The organism is Mucilaginibacter lacusdianchii (assembly GCF_009770985.1).
Classification (GTDB): domain Bacteria; phylum Bacteroidota; class Bacteroidia; order Sphingobacteriales; family Sphingobacteriaceae; genus Mucilaginibacter; species Mucilaginibacter lacusdianchii.
Genome location: NZ_WSRW01000002.1, coordinates 1,267,819 through 1,287,150, shown reverse-complemented (window position 1 = coordinate 1,287,150; position 19,332 = coordinate 1,267,819). Strand labels below are relative to the sequence as shown.

Below are 19,332 nucleotides of genomic sequence, written 5' to 3'. Positions count from 1 at the left end.
AATGGCTGAGCGCAGAACGTTTAAAGATACAGATATGCAGCAAGTTTTAGGCTGGGTGTTGCGCATAGGTGTAAGCTTATCTATGCTGGTAGTTTGTATGGGTGGTGTGTTGTATCTGTACCGCCATGGGCACGCAACGGTAAGTTACCAAAAATTTACTGGCATACCCCATTTTGTGCACTCTGCATCGGGCATATGGAATGGTATATTTGCAGGGCGTGGCAGGGCTATTATACAAGCCGGCATTATTTTACTGATTGCTACGCCGGTTATCCGTGTTGTATTTTCGGCGGTTGGCTTTGTGATAGAAAAAGACTGGTTGTATACCGGCATTAGCTTACTGGTACTGCTGGTTATTATTATCAGCGCCTTAACCGGGCATGGCGGCTAAATGCGTGTTGCCTTAATTAACAAACCCCCGTTTAATTTCTTAATTTTGCAGAACTGATTATGAAGAAGATATTCTTTTTGCTAACGCTATTGGCAGGTTGTGTAATTACCTCGCCGGCACAAAGTACCGAACCGGCGGCTTACCGTACGGCTTTGAACAAATTTATGCGGTATTACAACCGTAACCAAGCCGATAGCATATTTAATATGTTTACTGCCGAAACCAAGGCACAAATACCAGCCGATAAAAACCAGCAGATGCTGGCGCAGCTTCAAAGCCAGATTGGCGGTTTGCAGCAGGCTACTTTTGTAGGTATGGACGAAGGGATTGCTACTTATAAAGCAGATTTTCAAAAATCAACCCTGGCCATGAAAATCAGCTTGAATGGCAGGGGACAGATTGGCGGACTGCTTTTTGACAACTATAAAGCTAAAGGTATAGCAACATCAACTGCTGCCGCACCGGATCCGGATGTGGTTGAAACACCCATCACTTTGAAAACTCTTACGGCTAGCATCAACGGTACCTTGGCAATGCCAAAGCAGGTTAGCGGTAAAATTCCGGTGGTACTTATTATTGCATCTGGTGGACCTACCGATCGTGATGGTAACAAGGCAAAGCTTAATCAGAACCCTGATACTTATAAACAATTGGCTATCGCATTGGCCAAAAATGGCGTGGCCAGTGCAAGATACGACAAGCGCCTGGTTGGGCAAAACGTATCTGCCGCTAAAGAAGCTGAGCTTCGTTTTGATGATTATGTAGATGATGCCGTGGCACTGATTACACAACTGCATGACGATCCTAAATTTTCAAAAGTAGTTGTGCTGGGGCATAGCGAAGGATCGCTGGTAGGCATGCTGGCTGCTAACGGACAACCGGTTAACGGCTTCGTTATGGTAGAAGCAGAAAGCCAGACAGGAGATAAAATATTAACTGAGCAACTGAAGTCACAACCAGAATTTGTGCGCAATAACTTTAAAGCTATTGTAGATACCCTACGCAAAGGGAAAAACAACGACAAGGTTGATGCTGCGCTGTACTCCATTGCCCGTGTAAGTGTACAACCATATTTACGGTCGTGGATGAGGTATGACCCCACCCGCGAGTTGAAAAAATTAAAGATACCTATGCTGATTATACAGGGTACTACCGATTTGCAGGTATCGACCGCTGATGCGGAGCGCTTGAAAAAGGTGAAATCGGACGCAAAAATGCTGATTGTACCGAACATGAATTATGTATTAAAGGAAGCACCTGCCGCAACAGCACCAAACATTGCTACTTACAATCAGCCCGAGCTACCAATTAAGCCTGAACTGGTAAGCGCAGTAGTGGAATTTGCAAAAGGGTTAAAATAAGACTTTAAATAATCCCTCTAAAAGGCTTTAATTAAAATGTCATCTCGAACGATAGTGAGAGATCTTTTCGAAGCGTACAAGCTAATCGCTTTCAAAGGATTTCTCGTTACCTCTCGAAATGACATTTTTGTTTTTATAAACTATGCTAGTTAAAAGCCCTATCCTTGGGAAAGGAAGATTATGATTTCCAGCTGCTCAGTAATCTTCTTAACACAATAATCTCGGCCACATGGTAAGCTGTATGATCGGCAACCTGCAAGGCTTCGCGCAATATGTTCTGACCATCGCCATGCGGAATAGGAGTGTATAAATCCTGGGTGCTAACCAGTTCAATCATGCCCTCAAGATCTTTTTTAATTTGGCCGATGGATTGATTCCACGTCTGCTCATCGGCTGGTGCTGTTTCTTTAGGCCAGTATTCATCAGGCCATTTAGGCGATTGATGGTTGCCGTCTTTGCAAAATTCCAGCATATCCCATTGGGCAATGCGTATATGTTCTACCAATTGCCATATACTGTAGGGTAAGCCATTTGGCACCGCACCACGCTGTTCGGGCGGCAAACCGGCCAGTGCATCATCCAGTTTGGCGTGGGCGTTTCCACCCTGAAGTAGTTTAATTACTTCGCTTATAATTGTTTGTTGGGTATCGGGCATAATGTTACTTTTATCCCAACAACAAATCAGCCCAAAGTTGGTTGATGTGATATAAACTTAAATTATGGAACTGGTAGCTATAACGTTTCACGTTTACCAGATACCGCTTCAGTTTGTTAATATTTTTATCATTCGCCGCGATGACGGATTGATATTAATTAATACTGGCCCGGCTGGTAGCAAAAAATTTATATATGAAGCCATTAAGCAAATAGGCTCCAAACCAACAGATATTAAACATATTGTTATAACACATGCCAAGCCCAGTCATTCTGGCGATTTGGACAGTATTGTGGCCGATACGCAAGCTAATGTATACGCACATCCCGATGATGCAATACTTATTAAAGAAGACCGTGCTTATCACTTCGGTAAAAAACTGGTAAAGCGCATGGTTAAAGCGTTGGCATTGCTCAAAAAGGTGCCTTTTATAAAGCACCATCCTATACAGCATGTAATTGAGTTAAGCGACGGTGACTATATACCAGATGTTGATGGTTTACAGGTAATACATGCCCCCGGCCATTGGGATGGTCAAATAGCTCTATTTTACCCGGTAAACGGCGGCATCTTATTTGCGGCAGATATTGCCGAAAACCATACACACCTGGTGCTTAACCCGCGGTATGATAATTTGCATCAAAGTTTTGATACTTTAAAGCGGTTAACCTCTATCAGCTTTAATACAGCTGTTTTTAGCCAGGGCGTACCTATTATGGTTGATGCCTGTAACGTTTTTAAGGAAGTGTTCGGCTTCCGTTAAAAAATGTTTACGTTTATGCATTCATCAAAACACTAATTTTAGCGTGATTAAACGAATACTTGCTGTGGCTGGCATGATGCTGGCATTGTCGTCGTGCAAAAAAGATGGTATGGCTCCAGAAGAGGGCGGGCATGATGATGCCGCTTTTAATGCCTATACCAATCATTTTTTGGAAAACCTGTGGAAAGAAAATCCTGACGCAGCTACACAAATGGGCTATCATAAATACGACAGCATTTTGGTAGTGCCTACTACATCCAACTTACAACACCTGTACAAATTTGCAGGCTCTAACATGGATTCGCTGGCTCGTTTTGCGTCGGGGTCTTTGTCTGACGCCAATAAAATAGATTATCAATTAATTCAAAACGAACTGCAAAAAATGCAGTGGCACGTAAAATCGCTTAGAGATTATGAGTGGGATCCATCATCCTATAATGTAATCAATACGTTTGCCTACATTTTAAACGAGCACTATGCACCGCTGGATAAGCGCTTACGTAACTTTTATGAAAAGATGGCCAATGTGCCGGCTTATTACAAAGAAGCGCAAAAGCAAATTAAAAACCCGGTGCCCGAACTAACCGATTTAACGGCAGATCAGCTTAACGGCGGGGTAAGTGTTTTTGAAAAAGACTTTGCCGATTCGCTTAAAAAGACTAAAATTCCTGACGCTATGCAAAAGCAAATGTTAGCCAGGGCTAAGCAATCGGCTGATGCTATCAGAGGTTTTACAGTATGGCTGTCTAACTTAAAAAGTGCAAAGCCACGCAGTTTTAGGCTAGGGCGCGAACTGTATGAGGATAAGTTCAAATTTGATATTCAATCTACCTCAACAGCCCAGCAGGTATTTAATGCTGCAGTAACACGCAAAAAGTATTTGCATGGCGAAATGGCTAAACTGAGCCGCCAACTATGGCCCAAATATTTTGGCAAGGCCGAAATGCCTAAAGATACTTTGGAATTGATTGGTCGTGTAATAGATACCTTATCGGCTAAACATGTTAAGCCCGAAGAATTCCAGTCGGCTATTGAGAAACAGATTCCAAAGCTGGAAGCTTTTGTTAAACAAAAAGACCTGCTGACACTTGACCCTGGTAAGCCTTTAGTTGTGCGTAAAGAGCCTGCCTACATGGCTGGCGTAGCCGGTGCATCGGTAAGTTCGCCGGGTCCGTATGATAAGGGTGGTAACACTTACTTTAACGTAGGCAGTTTAGCCGGCTGGGCACCTGCAAGGGCCGAAAGTTATTTGCGCGAATACAATCAATACATACTTCAAATTTTGTGTATTCATGAAGCTATACCTGGGCATTACACCCAATTGGTTTATTCCAATAAAGCGCCAAGTTTAATTAAATCCATTTTCCAAAACGGTGCCATGATTGAAGGTTGGGCGGTATACACCGAGCCCATGATGCTGGATGCCGGTTTTGGAAACAACGAACCCGAGATGCGCCTGATGTGGTACAAATGGCATTTGCGTTCGGTATGTAATACCATATTAGATTATAGTGTGCATGTGGCTAACATGAGCAAAGAACAGGCTATCAGAATGCTTACACACGAAGCCTTCCAACAACAGGCCGAAGCCGAAGGCAAATGGAAACGGGTAAGCGTAACCAGTGTACAGTTAACCAGCTATTTTACCGGCTATAAAGAGATAATGGACCTGCGCACTGAGTATCAAAAAAAGCTGGGCGACAAGTATAAGCTGAAAGCCTTTAACGAGAAGTTTTTAAGCTATGGCAGTGCGCCGGTAAAAATGATTAAAGAACTGATGCTGGGCAAACCCAAAGAATAAGGACAAACGTTAAAAACTTCCAATAATCATCTTATATCCTTTATCAATAATATCAATACCCTTATCACCAAACAACTAAACTGTTACCTTTGCCCGTACTTCAAAGTAAATAAAGTATATGGTTAAATGGCTTAAACGCGTAGGGGTGGCAGGCTTTCTGTTCTTTCTGATCAAAGGATTGGTTTGGGTAGGGATATTCCTGTATGTTAAGTCCTGCGCTGGTAAATAAGAAAGGCTGTTATTGGTTATAACAGCCTTTCTTGTTTTTATTTCATATACTTTTCACGGATGGCCCTGAATTCTGAATTGGGTTTCCATTTGGGCCAAAGGGTGGTTGAGTAAGCCAGCTTTCTACCAACGTTAAATAACAATTGCAAATCCAGTATGCTACCGCTTACATCCCAGGTTGCGGCATTATACTCATCTGCTGGTTTATGATACACATTAGCGGTAAAGTCATCCTGTAACTTGCGACCATATGCTTTGCCTTTTCCGGGTATATCAATCCCTGTTTCGGTGTATAATGCAGGGATACCGATTTTGGCAAAGTTGAAATGGTCTGACCGGAAGTACAGGCCTTTTGATGGATCAGGTTCCGGCGCTACATATCGGCCTTGCTGTTTAGCGGCAATAGCCAGGTAATCTTCCAGTTCTGACTGCCCCTCACCAATCAGTGAAATATCCATGGTTTTGCCGTATGGGAACAGCATGTCCATATTAATGTTGGCTACCGTTTTTTCCTTCGGAAAAATAGGGTTTTCAGCATAATAGGCTGATCCCCATAAACCCTGCTCTTCAGCCGTTACCGATAAAAATAATATGGTACGTTCGGGTTTTACTTTTTGGCTCTTAAAAGCTTTGGCTAGCGTAAGTAAAGCCGCTGTGCCGGTGGCATTATCGCCGGCACCGTTATAAATGGTATCGCCTTTAGCATCTGGCTTGCCAATACCTAAATGATCCCAGTGGGCCGAGTAAATAATGCATTCGTCCGGCTTTTTAGTACCCGGAATTTTGGCTACTACGTTGTGTGATTGTTTGTATTGTGTAGTTAGGGTGAGTGAGGTGCTTAATTTTAGAGCTAACGGACGGACTTTAAAATCGCTTTTTAAAGCTTGGTTCAGCAATGTTTTATAATTGGTACCAGCGGCCTGCAATACACGTTCGGCAGCGGGTAGGGTAAACCAGCCTTCGATGGCGCATTTGTAACTTTCATGTCCGCGTGGGTCCAAGTACAGTTTAGTGGCTTTCCAACTGTTGGCCACCACGCCAAAACCATAAGCGGCAGGTCCGGTATCATGTATAATCAGGCAGCCTTTTGCGCCATGGCGGGCGGCTTCATCATACTTATATGTCCATCGGCCGTAATAAGTCATGGTTTTGCCTTTAAACTGTTTGGCATCGTAATAACCAGGGTCGTTAATTAATACCACTACAATCTTGCCTTTCACATCTAGTCCGGCATAATCATCATGGTTAAATTCCGGTGCGGTAATGCCAAAGCCTGCAAATACCAGTTCGTCGTTTTCCAGTTTAATAGATGGCTCGGTGCGGCGTGTCCAAAGCACATAATCCTTTAATCCCTCTAAATCAAATGAATTATCGGAAGCTGAAATACTCATTTTAGGATTGGGGTTGGTACTGATAGACACCATGGGTACATCCTGAAAGTAGCTACCGTTGTTGCCGGGTTCCAGACCCAGTGTTTTAAACTGTTGCTCTAAGTAATTGATGGTTTTGGTTTCGCCTTTGCTAAAGGGTAAACGGCCTTCAAATTCGTCGGAAGCTAATGTTTTTACATAGCTACTATAGACTTGAGCGGTTAAACCGGGTATATTATCGGGTTTAATTTGAGCGGAGGCAGAAAGCGCAGTGCTGATAGCAATTGCGCTTATTATAAATTTATTTTTTAAACGCATAAAAAAGCAGTGCTGGTTAAAGCACTGCCTAAAATATCATTTTTTATCAAGATTACTTGCTCAGATAAGCCTGTAAATCGTTTAATGATTTTTCCCAGCCGTGCTCATGCGGTTTAACCGACTCATCTTCTTCTTTATTTTCTTGCGTTACCCGCAGCTTGCTGTTGTCGCCATCTCCAATAAATTCAATGGTAAGCACGTGTTCACTAAGTGGAATAGCATCGCTTTGTACATCCCAATTCCAGGTATAAACCAGCTTTTTGTTTTCTTCTACTTCTTTGTACTCACCCAAAATAACTAAGTCTTTCTGGTTATCTTTTCCTTCAAACTCGTAACGTACTTGTCCGCCCACGCGTACATCATTTTCTACCGATACCAGGTGATTTTCGGATGGTTTCCACCACTGTTTCAAATCTTCTTCCGTTATCCAGGCTTGGTACAATCTTTCAACAGGAACAGCAAAATCTTTTTCTGTACCCAGCTTTAATTCGTTATTTTCCATAGGGTTAATGTTTTTAATTAAAAGCATATAGAAGTCAAAATAGTTTCAAAAACTTCAAACCCGATTGTTGTAGTGCATTTTTAAGTAATTTTGATGCTTAATTCAATTACCAGTAAATGGGATACCCAAGTTTACAAGCATGCATTGCCGATCTGGAAAAACATGGTCATCTAATTCGTATTAAAGAAGAGGTAGACCCTTACCTGCAAATGGCCGCTATACACCTGCGTGTGTTTGAGCACGAGGGGCCGGCTATTTTGTTCGAAAATGTAAAAGGCAGTAAGTTTCCGGCAGTGTCAAACCTGTTTGGTACACTGGAGCGATCGAAATTTATTTTCCGTGACACGCTGGATAAGATTAAAACACTAGTTGATTTAAAAACTGATCCGGTTAAAGCTATAAAGCGGCCATTCAGCTATGCTAATGTGGCGCTCACGGCTTTATCTGCGCTGCCCATGAAAGTGGGGAAGAGTGCGCCCATTAATTTTGGCCGTACTCAAATCAGCGCATTGCCACAAATTGTAAACTGGCCCATGGATGGTGGCCCGTTTGTAACCATGCCGCAGGTATATACCGAAGATGCCGACAAGCCAGGTATCATGAATGCCAATTTGGGCATGTACCGCATTCAGTTGGGTGGCAATGAGTATACACAAGACAACGAAATAGGATTGCATTACCAGTTACACCGCGGCATAGGTGTGCATCAAACCAAAGCTAATGCCAAAGGGCAACCGTTAAAAGTAAGCATCTTTGTAGGCGGGCCGCCATCGCATCCGGTAGCCGCTGTGATGCCTTTGCCCGAGGGTTTGTCTGAAATGACTTTTGCCGGTGCTTTGGGTAACCGCCGTTTCCGGTACTTTTATGATGCAGAAGGCTTCTGTATTTCGGCCGATGCTGATTTTGTAATAACTGGTACGGTAATGCCGCATGAAAATAAGCCCGAAGGCCCTTTTGGCGATCACTTGGGATACTATAGCTTAACGCATCCTTTTCCGTTAATGAAGGTGCATAATGTGTATCATCGTAAAGATGCTGTATGGTCATTCACCGTGGTGGGTAGACCCCCGCAAGAAGATACCAGCTTTGGCGCCCTGATACATGAAATTACCGGCTCGGCATTACCGTCTGAAATTCCGGGCTTGCATGCTGTAAATGCCGTAGATGCCGCAGGAGTGCACCCGCTACTGTTTGCTATTGGTAGCGAGCGTTACACGCCTTATTTAAAAGAACGCCGCCCGCAGGAGATACTGACCATTGCCAATCATATCCTCGGCAAAAACCAGTTGAGCTTGGCGAAGTACCTGTTTATTGCTGCTAAAGAAGATAATCCTGCATTGGATATTCACGATTTGACTGGCTTTTTAAAACATGTACTAGAGCGTGTGGATCTAACCCGCGACCTGCACTTTTATACCAAAACCACCATCGATACGCTTGATTACAGTGGCAGCGGACTAAACAGCGGCAGCAAGGTAGCTATTACAGTGGCTGGCGATAAGAAGCGTGAACTATGGACAGAACTACCTGCTGGATTTAGTTTGCCACGGCCATTCAACATCTTCAAAATGGCTATCCCTGGTGTATTGGCGGTAGAAGTGCCCAAGTACCTGCATGAAGAAGATTTGGCAAGCGCCATCGGTATATTGGATGATTACCTTAAAGACGAAGATTTATCGGGCTTGCCACTGATGGTATTTTGTGATGACGCCGGCTTTACGGCGCAAAATATCAACAACCTGGTGTGGGTAACTTTCACGCGCAGTAACCCGTCGCATGATATTTATGGCATCCGCAGTTTTACCGAGCATAAGCACTGGGGGTGCCGTGGTCCGCTTATTATCAATGCCCGCATCAAGCCTCAACATGCACCGGTGTTGGAAAAAGACCCGCAGGTTGAAAAGTTGGTGGATCAAATGGGAGCCAAAGGCGGGGCGTTACATGGTATAATTTAGAGTTACTTATAGCCCGCTATTGCTTCTAAACAATTTAATAGCGATAGCCAGCAAAATTACACCAAAAGCTTTACGTAGTACGTTTAATCCGGTTTTGCCAAAAAGCCTCTCTAAGCGTTTGGTGTTTTTAAGTACGATGTAAACAACCAGCGTATTCAAAATAATAGCCACAATAATGTTAGATGTAGCATACTGTGATTTAAGCGATAGCAACGTTGTCATGGTACCTGCGCCGGCTATAAGCGGAAAAGCCAGCGGCACAATGGATACAGTTTGCGGTACATCATCTTCCTTAAAAAATTTAATACCCAAAATCATTTCCATGGCGATGATGAAAATGACTAACGAACCCGCTATGGCGAAGGACGAAATATCCAAGCCGATTAGTTTCAATAATTCTTCGCCCACAAATAAAAAGGCTATCATCAGTACCAATACCGCAATAGATGCTTTTTCCGACTCTATATGACCAGCCCGTTGCCTTAGTTCGATGATAATGGGTATAGTACCCACTATATCAATTATGGCAAACAAAATCATGGTGATGGATAAAATCTGGCGTGGATCAAAAGTTGGCATAGCTAGGCAGTTTGTTGCTCTTTGGATTTTAGCCGAAAAGTAAGTAAAAAACCAATTAGAATAAAAAATGCCGACAAAAAGAACGTGGTGTTTACCGAAATAGCGGTTACCAAACCTGCTGCAATTGGTCCCAAGGTTTGCCCTACAGAGGCATACGATTGGTTGACGCCCAATATTTCGCCTTGCATGTCATCATCATTATGGTCGGCAATGATGGCATTAAGCATAGGATTGCGCAAGCCGTTAAACAATCCGTAAATGTACATGCAGGCGATGAAAATAAATACCGCACTAACCAAGCCGGTTAAAAGCATAGCCACTAAACAAACCAGCGTAGACAGCAATAGTATAACCGTTCGGGACTTGATCAACTTGGTAATTAACGGCACGCACAGCTGCATCAAAATACCCGTAATACCAAATCCGGCATATATAAGGCCAATTTGTGAAGGGGTAAGTTTAAGCTTATCTACCGAGAACGTTTGGAAACCAACAATCATGGTAAACTGTGCCATGGTTAAAAAGAACCCCGTGATCACAGCCGTACCTATAACCGGCATTTTTATAGCGGTAATAAGCGATGCAAAGGTGAACTTGCGCTTAGATTTTTGTGAGTTTTCTGTTGTGGGTTTTCTGTTATGTGTATCTTTATTTTTGAAACTGTTCCCATTTCTTGTCTCTTGGTTCTTGTTTCCTGCCTCTACCTTACCATGTGTTTCTTTTAGTAAAAATGTAGCGCAAAGGGAGCCAATTAAGGCGATGCCAGCCGCAAAATAAAAGGGTGCCTGTAGCCCAAGTTTACTGAGCAGTCCTCCAATAGCTGGGCCAATTACAAAACCGAAGCCGAATGCCGAGCTTAAAATGCCAAACTTTTTGGCCCGGTCTTCGGGTGTAGAGGTGTCTGACACCATAGCTTGGGCTACCGAAATGTTGCCACCGGTAATGCCATCCAGCAAGCGTGCGGCAAATAACATAACCAAGTTTTGTGCCATAGCAAACATCAGGAAGGAAGCACAGGTACCCGCCAAACTTATAGCAAGTAATGGCTTGCGCCCCCATTTATCTGATAGCGCCCCCATTAATGGTGTGGCAAAGAACTGGGCTACCGAAAAAGTTGCGGTTAGTATACCAATAGTCTGCTCATTAAGTCCGAACTTTTTACCATACGAGTAAAGTAGTGGTACAATAATGCCAAAGCCCATGGAGTTAATGACACATACCAGCACCAGTATCCACAAATGTTTATCAATCTTCATTAATCCGGTTTATTTATTGGTACGGTTTAAAAAGGATTAACAACAAAAAAGGTTCTGCACAATGTGCAGAACCTTTTCAAGATATTTAATTTGTTACGTTAATCAACATATTTAGGATTAGGCGGATCGTTTGGTGTCGTATCAGCTCCTAATCTTACTTTAGAATGTTTAATACTATAGCCAAAGTAAACGATGAAACCGATGATTAGCCAGACAATTAAACGAGCCCAGTTTTCCCAACCTTCGCTCACAATCATTCCTAAGCAAACCAAAGCCCCCAGCGGACAAACAATGTAATACAAAGGCGTTTTGAACGGACGCTCTATGTCGGGATCTGTTTTACGTAAAATGAATATACCCAAACATACCAGCACAAAAGCAAATAAAGTACCGATACTTACCATATCGCCCACAATACTATCAGGCACAAAACCTGCAAACAATGATACAAATCCAAAAAATAACCATTGTGATTTGTAAGGCGTGCGGTATTTAGGGTGTAATTTAGAAAATACACTTGGTACTAAACCATCAGTACTCATGGTATAAAATACGCGGGTTTGGCCCATTAGCATTACCAAAATTACCGAAGAAAAACCGGCTAAAATAGCTACGGTTACCAATTTGGCTAACCACTCGTAACCCGGCATATGATGGCGGATAGCATAAGAAACCGAAGCTTCGCTGCCTTGGGTTAAAAACTCTTTATATGATGCAACACCTGTTAACACATGTGAGAACAGGATGTACAATGCAGTACAAATTACTAATGAAACTAAAATACCCAAAGGCATATCTTTTTGTGGATTTTTAGCTTCTTGAGCTGCTGTAGATACGGCATCAAAACCAATAAAGGCAAAGAATACAATACTGGCACCACGCAATACGCCCGCCCATCCGTTGTTCCAGAAGTCGGCATAATTATGTACAATACCTGTATTTAATGTTACGGTACCGGCATCAGCAGGAATGGTATAAGGGTTATGGTTAGCCGGATTGATAAATGACCATCCGAAGCCGATAATTAACAATACGATAGCTACTTTAACAAATACAATGATATTGTTTACCAAAGCAGATTCGGCAGTACCGCGAATAAGCAACATGGTAAGTAAAAGAATGATTAAGATAGCTGGCAGGTTTACAATACCATGTACACCAGCTTCAGATACCTGAAAAGGGGAATGGCTCCACTCATACGGTATGGTTGTCCCAAAAAAAGTATGTAATAAGTCGTTCAAATACTGTGACCAGCCAATGGCTACTGTTGCAGCACCCAGGGCATATTCCAAAACCAAATCCCAACCTATAATCCAGGCAATAAACTCGCCCATGGTGGCATAAGAGTAGGTGTAGGCACTACCGGCAATCGGAATCATACTGGCAAATTCTGCATAGCACAAACCGGCCAGGGCACAACCAATAGCAGCAATAATAAATGAAATAGTTACGGCGGGTCCGGCATTGCCACCTGCGGCAGCGGCTGTACGCACAAACAAACCTGCACCAATAATAGCGCCGATACCTAAAGCAATCAGGGCCGTAGGTCCAAGCGTTCGCTTCAAACTCTTGTCCGACTCGGCTGCTGCCGCCAGCAACGACTTAATGGACTTCTTAATAAATAAACTCATCTTATTTTTTCAGTTGTAAGGATTTAATCATCGTTGCCCAAACGTACTTATTTTTATTGAAAATTTAAAGAAAACGGCTCTGATGCTTCATAATGAAGATAAATTGTCTGTAAAGATTATGTTATCTTTAATAAACTGGTGTTTTATGAATAATTACAGAGCCGTTTATCTGTTTACTTAACTGCGTTTACTTCAAACAAGAATTAAGGGACCATCTTGCAGGCAAGTATGCATAAAAAACAGAGCCTTCCGCTTAGAATGCTCCGTTTTGTACCTTTACAAATATTTATCTGTTTTAATTATTGTGGGTATGTTCAAGGATTGTTTATTAATTTCTTTCTGTATCCGCTTATTGGTATCAACTTCATGATTCAAGTGCGGTGCAATTACCAATGATACGATTGACATCAGCTTAATTAATATGTTCATCGAAGGGCCCGATGTATCTTTAAACGGATCGCCAACGGTATCGCCGGTTACCGAAGCTTTATGCGGGTCGGACTTTTTGTAGTGCATCTCACCATTAATTTCTACGCCTTTTTCAAATGATTTTTTGGCGTTATCCCAGGCACCGCCTGCATTGCTCTGGAAAATACCCATCAGTACGCCCGATACGGTTACACCGGCCAGCAACCCGCCCAGTACTTCCGGACCAAAAGCAAAGCCGATGATAATGGGAGTGATAAGCGCAATAAGTCCCGGCGCTACCATTTCGCGGATAGAGGCCTTGGTTGATATAGCCACACATTTTTCGTATTCAGGTTTGGCCTTGTATTCCATAATGCCCGGTATCTCACGAAACTGCCGGCGCACTTCTTCAACCATTGCCATGGCCGCCCGGCCAACCGCTGATATACACAGCGCCGAGAAAATGAACGGAATCATGCTGCCTACAAACAAGCCGGCCAATACATTGGCTTTGTAAATATCAATATGCTCAATTCCTGCTACCCCTACAAAGGCAGCAAACAAGGCTAACGAGGTTAACGCAGCCGATGCAATAGCAAAACCTTTACCTGTGGCGGCAGTGGTATTACCAACGGCATCCAGATTATCGGTGCGGTGACGTACTTCTTCGGGCAGTTGGTTCATTTCGGCAATACCGCCGGCGTTATCGGCAATGGGGCCAAAAGCGTCGATGGCCAGTTGCATGGCGGTGGTAGCCATCATGCCGGCGGCGGCAATGGCTACCCCATACAGGCCCGCAAAGTGGTACGAGCCATAAATACCTGCCGCTAAAACAAGTATAGGCAACACAGTTGATTCCATACCTACTGCCAAGCCGCCAATAATATTGGTGGCATGCCCAGTTGAAGATTGCCGGATGATGCTCATCACTGGGCGTTTACCCATAGCGGTATAATATTCGGTGATGATGGACATAAGTGTACCTACAATTAACCCTACTACAATAGATAAGAATACGCCGGTTTTATTAAATACTAAAGCCCCGGTTTTAACATGACCATCGGCATCTAAATCACGAATCAGATAAAAGTCATCTTCAGGCAACATCCATCGCACTACAAAAAAAGTAGCTATGGCTGTAAGTATTATGGATGACCAGTTGCCCACGTTCAACGCTTTTTGCACACTATCGGTCTCGTTTTTAATGCGTACAAATGATGCGCTGATGATGGAGAATATTAACCCCAATCCGGCAATAACCATAGGCAACAGCACAGGAGCAATGCCACCGAATGCATCGCGCGACACTATTTCGCGACCCAGTACCATAGTAGCCAGTATGGTGGCTACATATGAGCCAAATAAGTCGGCCCCCATACCGGCTACGTCGCCAACATTGTCGCCCACATTATCGGCAATGGTGGCCGGATTGCGCACGTCGTCTTCTGGGATGCCGGCTTCCACTTTGCCTACCAGGTCGGCACCTACGTCGGCCGCTTTGGTATAAATGCCGCCGCCTACGCGGGCAAACAGGGCGATAGACTCGGCACCGAGCGAGAACCCTGCCAGTACTTCCAGCGCTTTTGACATGGCCTCGCCGTTTACGTTACCGCCGGTTTTAACCACGTAAATATGATAGAATAAAATAAATAACGACCCCAAACCTAATACCGCCAGACCGGCCACACCCAAACCCATCACGGTGCCTCCGGTAAAAGATACATTAAGGGCTTTCGCTAAACTGCTTTTGGCTGCTTCCGTAGTACGTACATTGGCCTTGGTGGCAATGCGCATACCCAGGTAACCAGCAAAAGCCGATAAAAATGCCCCGATGATAAATGACACGGCAATAACCGGGCTGGAGGTAGGCACCGTAGTACCCGAATATGCCAGCAGAATGATAGCGATCACTGCAAAATAACTCAACACTTTCCATTCGGCACGTAAAAATGCCATGGCACCATCGGCAATGTAACCGGCCAGCTGGTTCATGTTAGCATCGCCCGAAGGTTGCTTGGTAACCCAGGCCGATTTTACAGACATAGCAACAAGGCCTATCAACCCTATTACCGGAATAAGGTAGATGAAATTGTGGTACACGAAATCCATAAGTTAATATTGGTTAGAAGTGAATAATTGGTATTCACTAATGTGCGAAAAATTATTGGAAAGATTTAGTGTTATGTATTGATGTACAGGTTTTTATGGTTGATGTGAGGTTGTTAAGAATTGCCTTAATTTAATGCGGATTTTTAAGTGTTATCAATATGAAATTACTAAAAGAGAACGCACATAGCCGAGTTGTTACATTTTAAAAAATGACGACAATAAGCATTGTGACATTTTTTAAATAGATTAGGGCTTTGAAGCTGTAACTTTTAATGGAAAATAATCCTAAACAACCTCACCTGAAGCATGAACTGGGCTTGCTGGATGGCACCATGCTGGTGGCCGGTTCTATGATTGGCTCAGGTATTTTTATTGTAAGTGCCGATATTATCCGCAACGTGGGCTCGGCCGGCTGGCTGATTGCCGTATGGCTGATTACCGGATTTATGACATTGACCGCCGCTGTAAGTTATGGCGAACTAAGCGCCATGTTCCCTAAAGCTGGCGGGCAGTATGTTTACCTTAAAGAAGCCTACAATAAATTAATTGCCTTTTTATATGGCTGGAGCTTTTTTGCCGTCATCCAAACCGGAACCATTGCTGCGGTAGGGGTGGCCTTTTCCAAATTTGCAGCTTATCTGATACCTGCCGTAAGCGAAGATAATATACTGGTGCAGGTGCCTATTGGTGGTTATAACTTTACGCTAAGTGCTGCACAATTGGTGTCTATCGTATTAATCGTCATCCTCACTTACATTAATACTAAAGGGGTAAAAGGCGGTAAAATTATCCAAACCACTTTTACGCTAACCAAATTGCTTAGCTTATTCGGGTTAATAGCTTTTGGTTTTATTATGCTAAAAGGTGATGTATGGCATGCCAACTGGAGCAATGCCTGGAATTTGCATGGCCTGAGTAAAGATGGCAGCCTTACATCGTACACCACGGCTGCTGCCATGGGGGCTATTGCAGCATCAATGGTTGGCTCTATTTTTAGTAGCGATGCCTGGAATAACGTCACCTTTATAGCCGGCGAGATGAAAAATCCGCAGCGTAATATTGGTTTGAGTTTATTTTTGGGTACGCTTATCGTAACGCTTATCTATGTATCAGCCAACGTAATGTACACTGCTGTACTACCTTTGCAGGAGATTGCCTCGGCCGAAAAGGATAGAGTAGCGGTAGCGGCATCACATGTTATTTTTGGCAACATCGGCACCATCATCATCGCCGTTATGATTATGATATCCACCTTTGGTTGCAACAACGGCTTGATTCTGGCCGGTGCGCGGGTGTATTACACCATGGCTAAAGACGGTTTGTTTTTCAAAAAAACCGGCACCCTGAACGAAAATGCTGTACCCGAGTTTGGCTTGTGGATACAATGCCTGGTGGCTTGCTTACTATGCTTAAGTGGTAAGTATGGCGATTTGCTGGATATGATTTCGTTTGTGGTGGTGATCTTTTACATGCTTACTATTATTGGTATTTACATTCTACGTATTAAACGTCCGGACGCACCAAGGCCTTATAAAGCATTTGGTTACCCAATTCTGCCGGCAATCTATATATTGATGGGTTTAGCATTTTGCGGATTACTTATTATTTATAAAACGGATTATACTAAATATGGCCTGCTTATCGTATTGATTGGGATTCCGATTTATTACCTCACACAACGCAATGTAAAGCACGATGAAACGGTAGAATATGAAACCCCGGCGTAACAGTTATTTATTATTTCAGAAACTTTTTGCGGCTATCCGAATTAGTTGATTAGAACTAGTTTACTGATACGGATAATTTATTGGATTTTGAAGAACGGCATATTATTTAAAACTTCTACACAGATAAAAAAAAGCATAAGCATTTTAGGGTTTGTTTTTACCGCTTTTAGTACTTATGCCCAAACGTTAGAGCAAAACTTACAAACTGCTTTTAACCGCTTACAGCAGGATAGCCAGTGCCAGTATGCTTCCATATCGTTAACGGTATTGGATGCACAAACCGGTGAAACGGTTTTTACCGCGAACCCTAACATGGGTTTGGCGCCGGCATCTACGCTAAAAACGGTGACTTCCATTACTGCTTTTAACCTGTTGGGAAAAGACTTTCAGTACCAAACGCAGATTGGTTACAGCGGTAGCATTGACGTCAGCACCGGTACGTTAAATGGCGATGTGATCATTAAAGGCGGTGGCGACCCAACACTGGGTAGCTGGCGATGGCCCTCAACCAAAGAGGGGGTAGTGCTGAGCCGTATGGTGGCTGCACTAAAACAAGCCGGCATTAAGCAAATTAATGGTAGTGTAATTGGCGATGATACTATGTTCGATACCCAATCGGTACCTGATGGATGGATATGGCAAGACATGGGCACATACTATGGTGCCGGAACATCGGCCCTGTGCTGGCGCGAAAACAGTTTTGATATCAAGTACCAGTTGGGCCCTGTGGGTACATTGGTGAGCGTAGTTAAAACCGTGCCCGATATGCCGTATTTTACCTTTAAAAGCGAAGTAAAAAATGGCCCTGCCGGCAGTGGCGACCAATCTTACCCCTACATGCCTATAGGTAACAAACTGATGTACATCCGTGGGCATTATGCGGTAGATAAAGCCAAAAAAAGCATTAGCGTGGCCTTGCCCGATCCTGCCTTTGATGCGGCCTGGCGTTTAAGTGACACGCTAAAACGGATAGGCATTGCCGTAAGTGGCGAGCCGGAGTCTGGAACTACGCTTGCATCAAAGGCGGTACTGTTACCTGCATTGAATACTACGTTAGCTACCATATCATCACCGGTATTAAGCCAGATCGTGTACTGGCTAAACCGCGAAAGTATTAATTTGTATGCCGAGCAGCTGTTGAAAACCATCGCTTGGAAAAGCAATCACCCCATCTCCACCCAAAGCGGCGTGGAAACGCTGCAAAACTTTTGGAAGGCGCGCGGCATAGATATTAATACCTTGCGTTTGTACGACGGCAGTGGCCTTTCTCCAGGCGATAGGGTAACTACTAACACCGTTGCCCACATCTTGCAGACTGCCGTTGGCCAAGACTGGTACCCCGCTTTTTATGAAAGTTTGCCCCTGTACAATAACATGAAAATGAAAAGCGGCACCATTGGTGGTGTAGTGGCCTATGCCGGTTATCAAACCCACCAAGGCCGCAGGTTATGCTTTTCGGCTATTATTAACAACTATAACGGTTCTACCACTGCTGTAAGGCAAAAGCTGTTTAAGGTGTTGGATGAGTTGAAGTAGAAGCTTATATTTGGTTATGAAGCTGTTAGGCTATAAACCTCATCGCAAAATATATTATCCTGCCGGACTGATTAGTTTAGTGTTATTACCTGCACTTTGTATATGGTGGCTGCATCAGCACAAAGCTTTTGAGCCAATTCGTGCGATGGATATTGTATTCTTTGATTCGGTGACTAATAAAACGTTTCCTCCTGCATATAGGATACCGGCTAAGAAAAAGTATTTAGTTTTAGATCTTACCGGAAACGATGCTGAAGATAGTGTGAGTTTAAAATATGCTCAACTAATGTTAAAACGGTGGAAAGCAGCTAAGGATGATACTCAGGGTGTGGATATACATTTTGGCAAAAAAGCAAAATATTGGACTTTAGTAGAGGCCGTAAATAAGGTTAAAGAAATAGGTTTAAAAACATACATGCCTTACCAAGATCATTTTTATGCCTTTTGGGACTTTCATAAAATAGATAATGGACTGAAAATTAAAGTTTTAATGTGTGGTACAGGTCTTTTATATTCACAACCATCGGCATGTCAAAGGTATATGACATCGCTGCAAGTCACGCTTAAAGATTACTGGAGTCCTCTTTTGTTATTTACTATAATGTGCGTATCTGTTTTTAGCAAAAATCGTCAAATACAATTTCTGAGGAACTGACCAAGACGTTAAATCATTTTTAAAAAAACGTTATCTCGAATTATAGTAAGAAATTTTGAATGTGACTAGCTAACTAATCGCTCTCAA

General features: G+C 43.2%; 15 protein-coding genes. 8 read left to right on the top strand and 7 right to left on the bottom strand.

The features are described from left to right. Position 1: 1 nt before the first annotated feature. Together GPM24_RS12480 and GPM24_RS12475 are read left to right on the top strand one after the other, a co-directional pair. On the top strand, positions 2-391 hold the full coding sequence (locus tag GPM24_RS12480) for a DUF1634 domain-containing protein (protein WP_158827075.1): 390 nt from the start codon (positions 2-4) through the stop codon (positions 389-391). Between the two features lie 59 nt (positions 392-450). Beyond that, positions 451-1,752 (top strand): alpha/beta fold hydrolase, encoded by a 1,302-nt coding sequence (locus tag GPM24_RS12475; RefSeq protein WP_158827074.1) that lies wholly within the window; start codon positions 451-453, stop codon positions 1,750-1,752. A 178-nt stretch (positions 1,753-1,930) separates the two neighbouring features. Here GPM24_RS12475 and GPM24_RS12470 read toward each other — a convergent pair whose 3' ends face one another. After that, the gene (locus tag GPM24_RS12470; RefSeq protein ID WP_158827073.1) at positions 1,931-2,407 is read right to left on the bottom strand and encodes a DinB family protein; all 477 of its coding nucleotides are present in this window, start codon (positions 2,405-2,407) and stop codon (positions 1,931-1,933) included. A 64-nt stretch (positions 2,408-2,471) separates the two neighbouring features. On the opposite strand from GPM24_RS12470, the gene GPM24_RS12465 reads away from it, so the two are divergent. Continuing rightward, positions 2,472-3,170 (top strand): MBL fold metallo-hydrolase, encoded by a 699-nt coding sequence (locus GPM24_RS12465; RefSeq protein WP_158827072.1) that lies wholly within the window; start codon positions 2,472-2,474, stop codon positions 3,168-3,170. A 43-nt stretch (positions 3,171-3,213) separates the two neighbouring features. Then, a complete protein-coding gene (locus GPM24_RS12460; protein ID WP_233268820.1) occupies positions 3,214-4,971 on the top strand; it encodes a DUF885 domain-containing protein in 1,758 nt (585 codons plus the stop codon). Between the two features lie 266 nt (positions 4,972-5,237). Here GPM24_RS12460 and GPM24_RS12455 read toward each other — a convergent pair whose 3' ends face one another. Both GPM24_RS12455 and GPM24_RS12450 read right to left on the bottom strand, forming a co-directional pair. Further along, on the bottom strand, positions 5,238-6,887 hold the full coding sequence (locus GPM24_RS12455; RefSeq protein ID WP_158827071.1) for a M28 family metallopeptidase: 1,650 nt from the start codon (positions 6,885-6,887) through the stop codon (positions 5,238-5,240). A gap of 52 nt (positions 6,888-6,939) precedes the next feature. Continuing rightward, positions 6,940-7,389 carry an SRPBCC family protein gene (locus GPM24_RS12450; protein ID WP_158827070.1) on the bottom strand — a complete coding sequence of 150 codons (450 nt, stop codon included), beginning with the start codon at positions 7,387-7,389 and terminating at the stop codon, positions 6,940-6,942. Between the two features lie 116 nt (positions 7,390-7,505). Here GPM24_RS12450 and GPM24_RS12445 point away from each other — a divergent pair, with 116 nt between their 5' ends. Continuing rightward, a complete protein-coding gene (locus GPM24_RS12445; RefSeq protein WP_158827069.1) occupies positions 7,506-9,344 on the top strand; it encodes a UbiD family decarboxylase in 1,839 nt (612 codons plus the stop codon). A 6-nt stretch (positions 9,345-9,350) separates the two neighbouring features. Here the strand turns inward: GPM24_RS12445 and GPM24_RS12440 are convergent, their stop codons facing one another. The 4 genes from GPM24_RS12440 to GPM24_RS12425 all read right to left on the bottom strand — a co-directional run bounded on the left by GPM24_RS12440 (position 9,351) and on the right by GPM24_RS12425 (position 15,327). Beyond that, positions 9,351-9,923 carry a MarC family protein gene (locus GPM24_RS12440; RefSeq protein WP_158827068.1) on the bottom strand — a complete coding sequence of 191 codons (573 nt, stop codon included), beginning with the start codon at positions 9,921-9,923 and terminating at the stop codon, positions 9,351-9,353. Positions 9,924-9,925: 2 nt separating this feature from the next. Further along, positions 9,926-11,179: an MFS transporter gene (locus GPM24_RS12435; RefSeq protein WP_158827067.1), complete on the bottom strand. Its 1,254-nt coding sequence runs from the start codon at positions 11,177-11,179 to the stop codon at positions 9,926-9,928. Between the two features lie 98 nt (positions 11,180-11,277). Further along, positions 11,278-12,810 carry an amino acid permease gene (locus GPM24_RS12430; protein ID WP_158827066.1) on the bottom strand — a complete coding sequence of 511 codons (1,533 nt, stop codon included), beginning with the start codon at positions 12,808-12,810 and terminating at the stop codon, positions 11,278-11,280. Positions 12,811-13,086: 276 nt separating this feature from the next. Then, positions 13,087-15,327 (bottom strand): sodium-translocating pyrophosphatase, encoded by a 2,241-nt coding sequence (locus GPM24_RS12425; protein ID WP_199269734.1) that lies wholly within the window; start codon positions 15,325-15,327, stop codon positions 13,087-13,089. A gap of 272 nt (positions 15,328-15,599) precedes the next feature. Here GPM24_RS12425 and GPM24_RS12420 point away from each other — a divergent pair, with 272 nt between their 5' ends. The 3 genes from GPM24_RS12420 to GPM24_RS12410 all read left to right on the top strand — a co-directional run bounded on the left by GPM24_RS12420 (position 15,600) and on the right by GPM24_RS12410 (position 19,245). Continuing rightward, a complete protein-coding gene (locus tag GPM24_RS12420) occupies positions 15,600-17,054 on the top strand; it encodes an APC family permease (RefSeq protein WP_158827065.1) in 1,455 nt (484 codons plus the stop codon). An 87-nt stretch (positions 17,055-17,141) separates the two neighbouring features. After that, positions 17,142-18,590: a D-alanyl-D-alanine carboxypeptidase/D-alanyl-D-alanine endopeptidase gene (dacB, locus tag GPM24_RS12415; RefSeq protein ID WP_233268819.1), complete on the top strand. Its 1,449-nt coding sequence runs from the start codon at positions 17,142-17,144 to the stop codon at positions 18,588-18,590. A gap of 16 nt (positions 18,591-18,606) precedes the next feature. Next, positions 18,607-19,245, top strand: coding sequence for a hypothetical protein (locus GPM24_RS12410; RefSeq protein WP_158827064.1), 639 nt, complete (start codon positions 18,607-18,609; stop codon positions 19,243-19,245). The last annotated feature ends 87 nt before the right edge of the window (positions 19,246-19,332 follow it).

Coding starts and splice junctions, on each gene's coding strand:
- GPM24_RS12475 (WP_158827074.1), top strand. CDS start 451: ATGAAGAAGATATTCTTTTTGCTAACGCTATTGGCAGGTTGTGTAATT.
- GPM24_RS12450 (WP_158827070.1), bottom strand. CDS start 7,389: ATGGAAAATAACGAATTAAAGCTGGGTACAGAAAAAGATTTTGCTGTT.
- GPM24_RS12425 (WP_199269734.1), bottom strand. CDS start 15,327: ATGGATTTCGTGTACCACAATTTCATCTACCTTATTCCGGTAATAGGG.
- GPM24_RS12455 (WP_158827071.1), bottom strand. CDS start 6,887: ATGCGTTTAAAAAATAAATTTATAATAAGCGCAATTGCTATCAGCACT.
- GPM24_RS12410 (WP_158827064.1), top strand. CDS start 18,607: ATGAAGCTGTTAGGCTATAAACCTCATCGCAAAATATATTATCCTGCC.
- GPM24_RS12465 (WP_158827072.1), top strand. CDS start 2,472: ATGGAACTGGTAGCTATAACGTTTCACGTTTACCAGATACCGCTTCAG.
- GPM24_RS12470 (WP_158827073.1), bottom strand. CDS start 2,407: ATGCCCGATACCCAACAAACAATTATAAGCGAAGTAATTAAACTACTT.
- GPM24_RS12430 (WP_158827066.1), bottom strand. CDS start 12,810: ATGAGTTTATTTATTAAGAAGTCCATTAAGTCGTTGCTGGCGGCAGCA.
- GPM24_RS12440 (WP_158827068.1), bottom strand. CDS start 9,923: ATGCCAACTTTTGATCCACGCCAGATTTTATCCATCACCATGATTTTG.
- GPM24_RS12435 (WP_158827067.1), bottom strand. CDS start 11,179: ATGAAGATTGATAAACATTTGTGGATACTGGTGCTGGTATGTGTCATT.
- GPM24_RS12480 (WP_158827075.1), top strand. CDS start 2: ATGGCTGAGCGCAGAACGTTTAAAGATACAGATATGCAGCAAGTTTTA.
- GPM24_RS12420 (WP_158827065.1), top strand. CDS start 15,600: ATGGAAAATAATCCTAAACAACCTCACCTGAAGCATGAACTGGGCTTG.
- GPM24_RS12445 (WP_158827069.1), top strand. CDS start 7,506: ATGGGATACCCAAGTTTACAAGCATGCATTGCCGATCTGGAAAAACAT.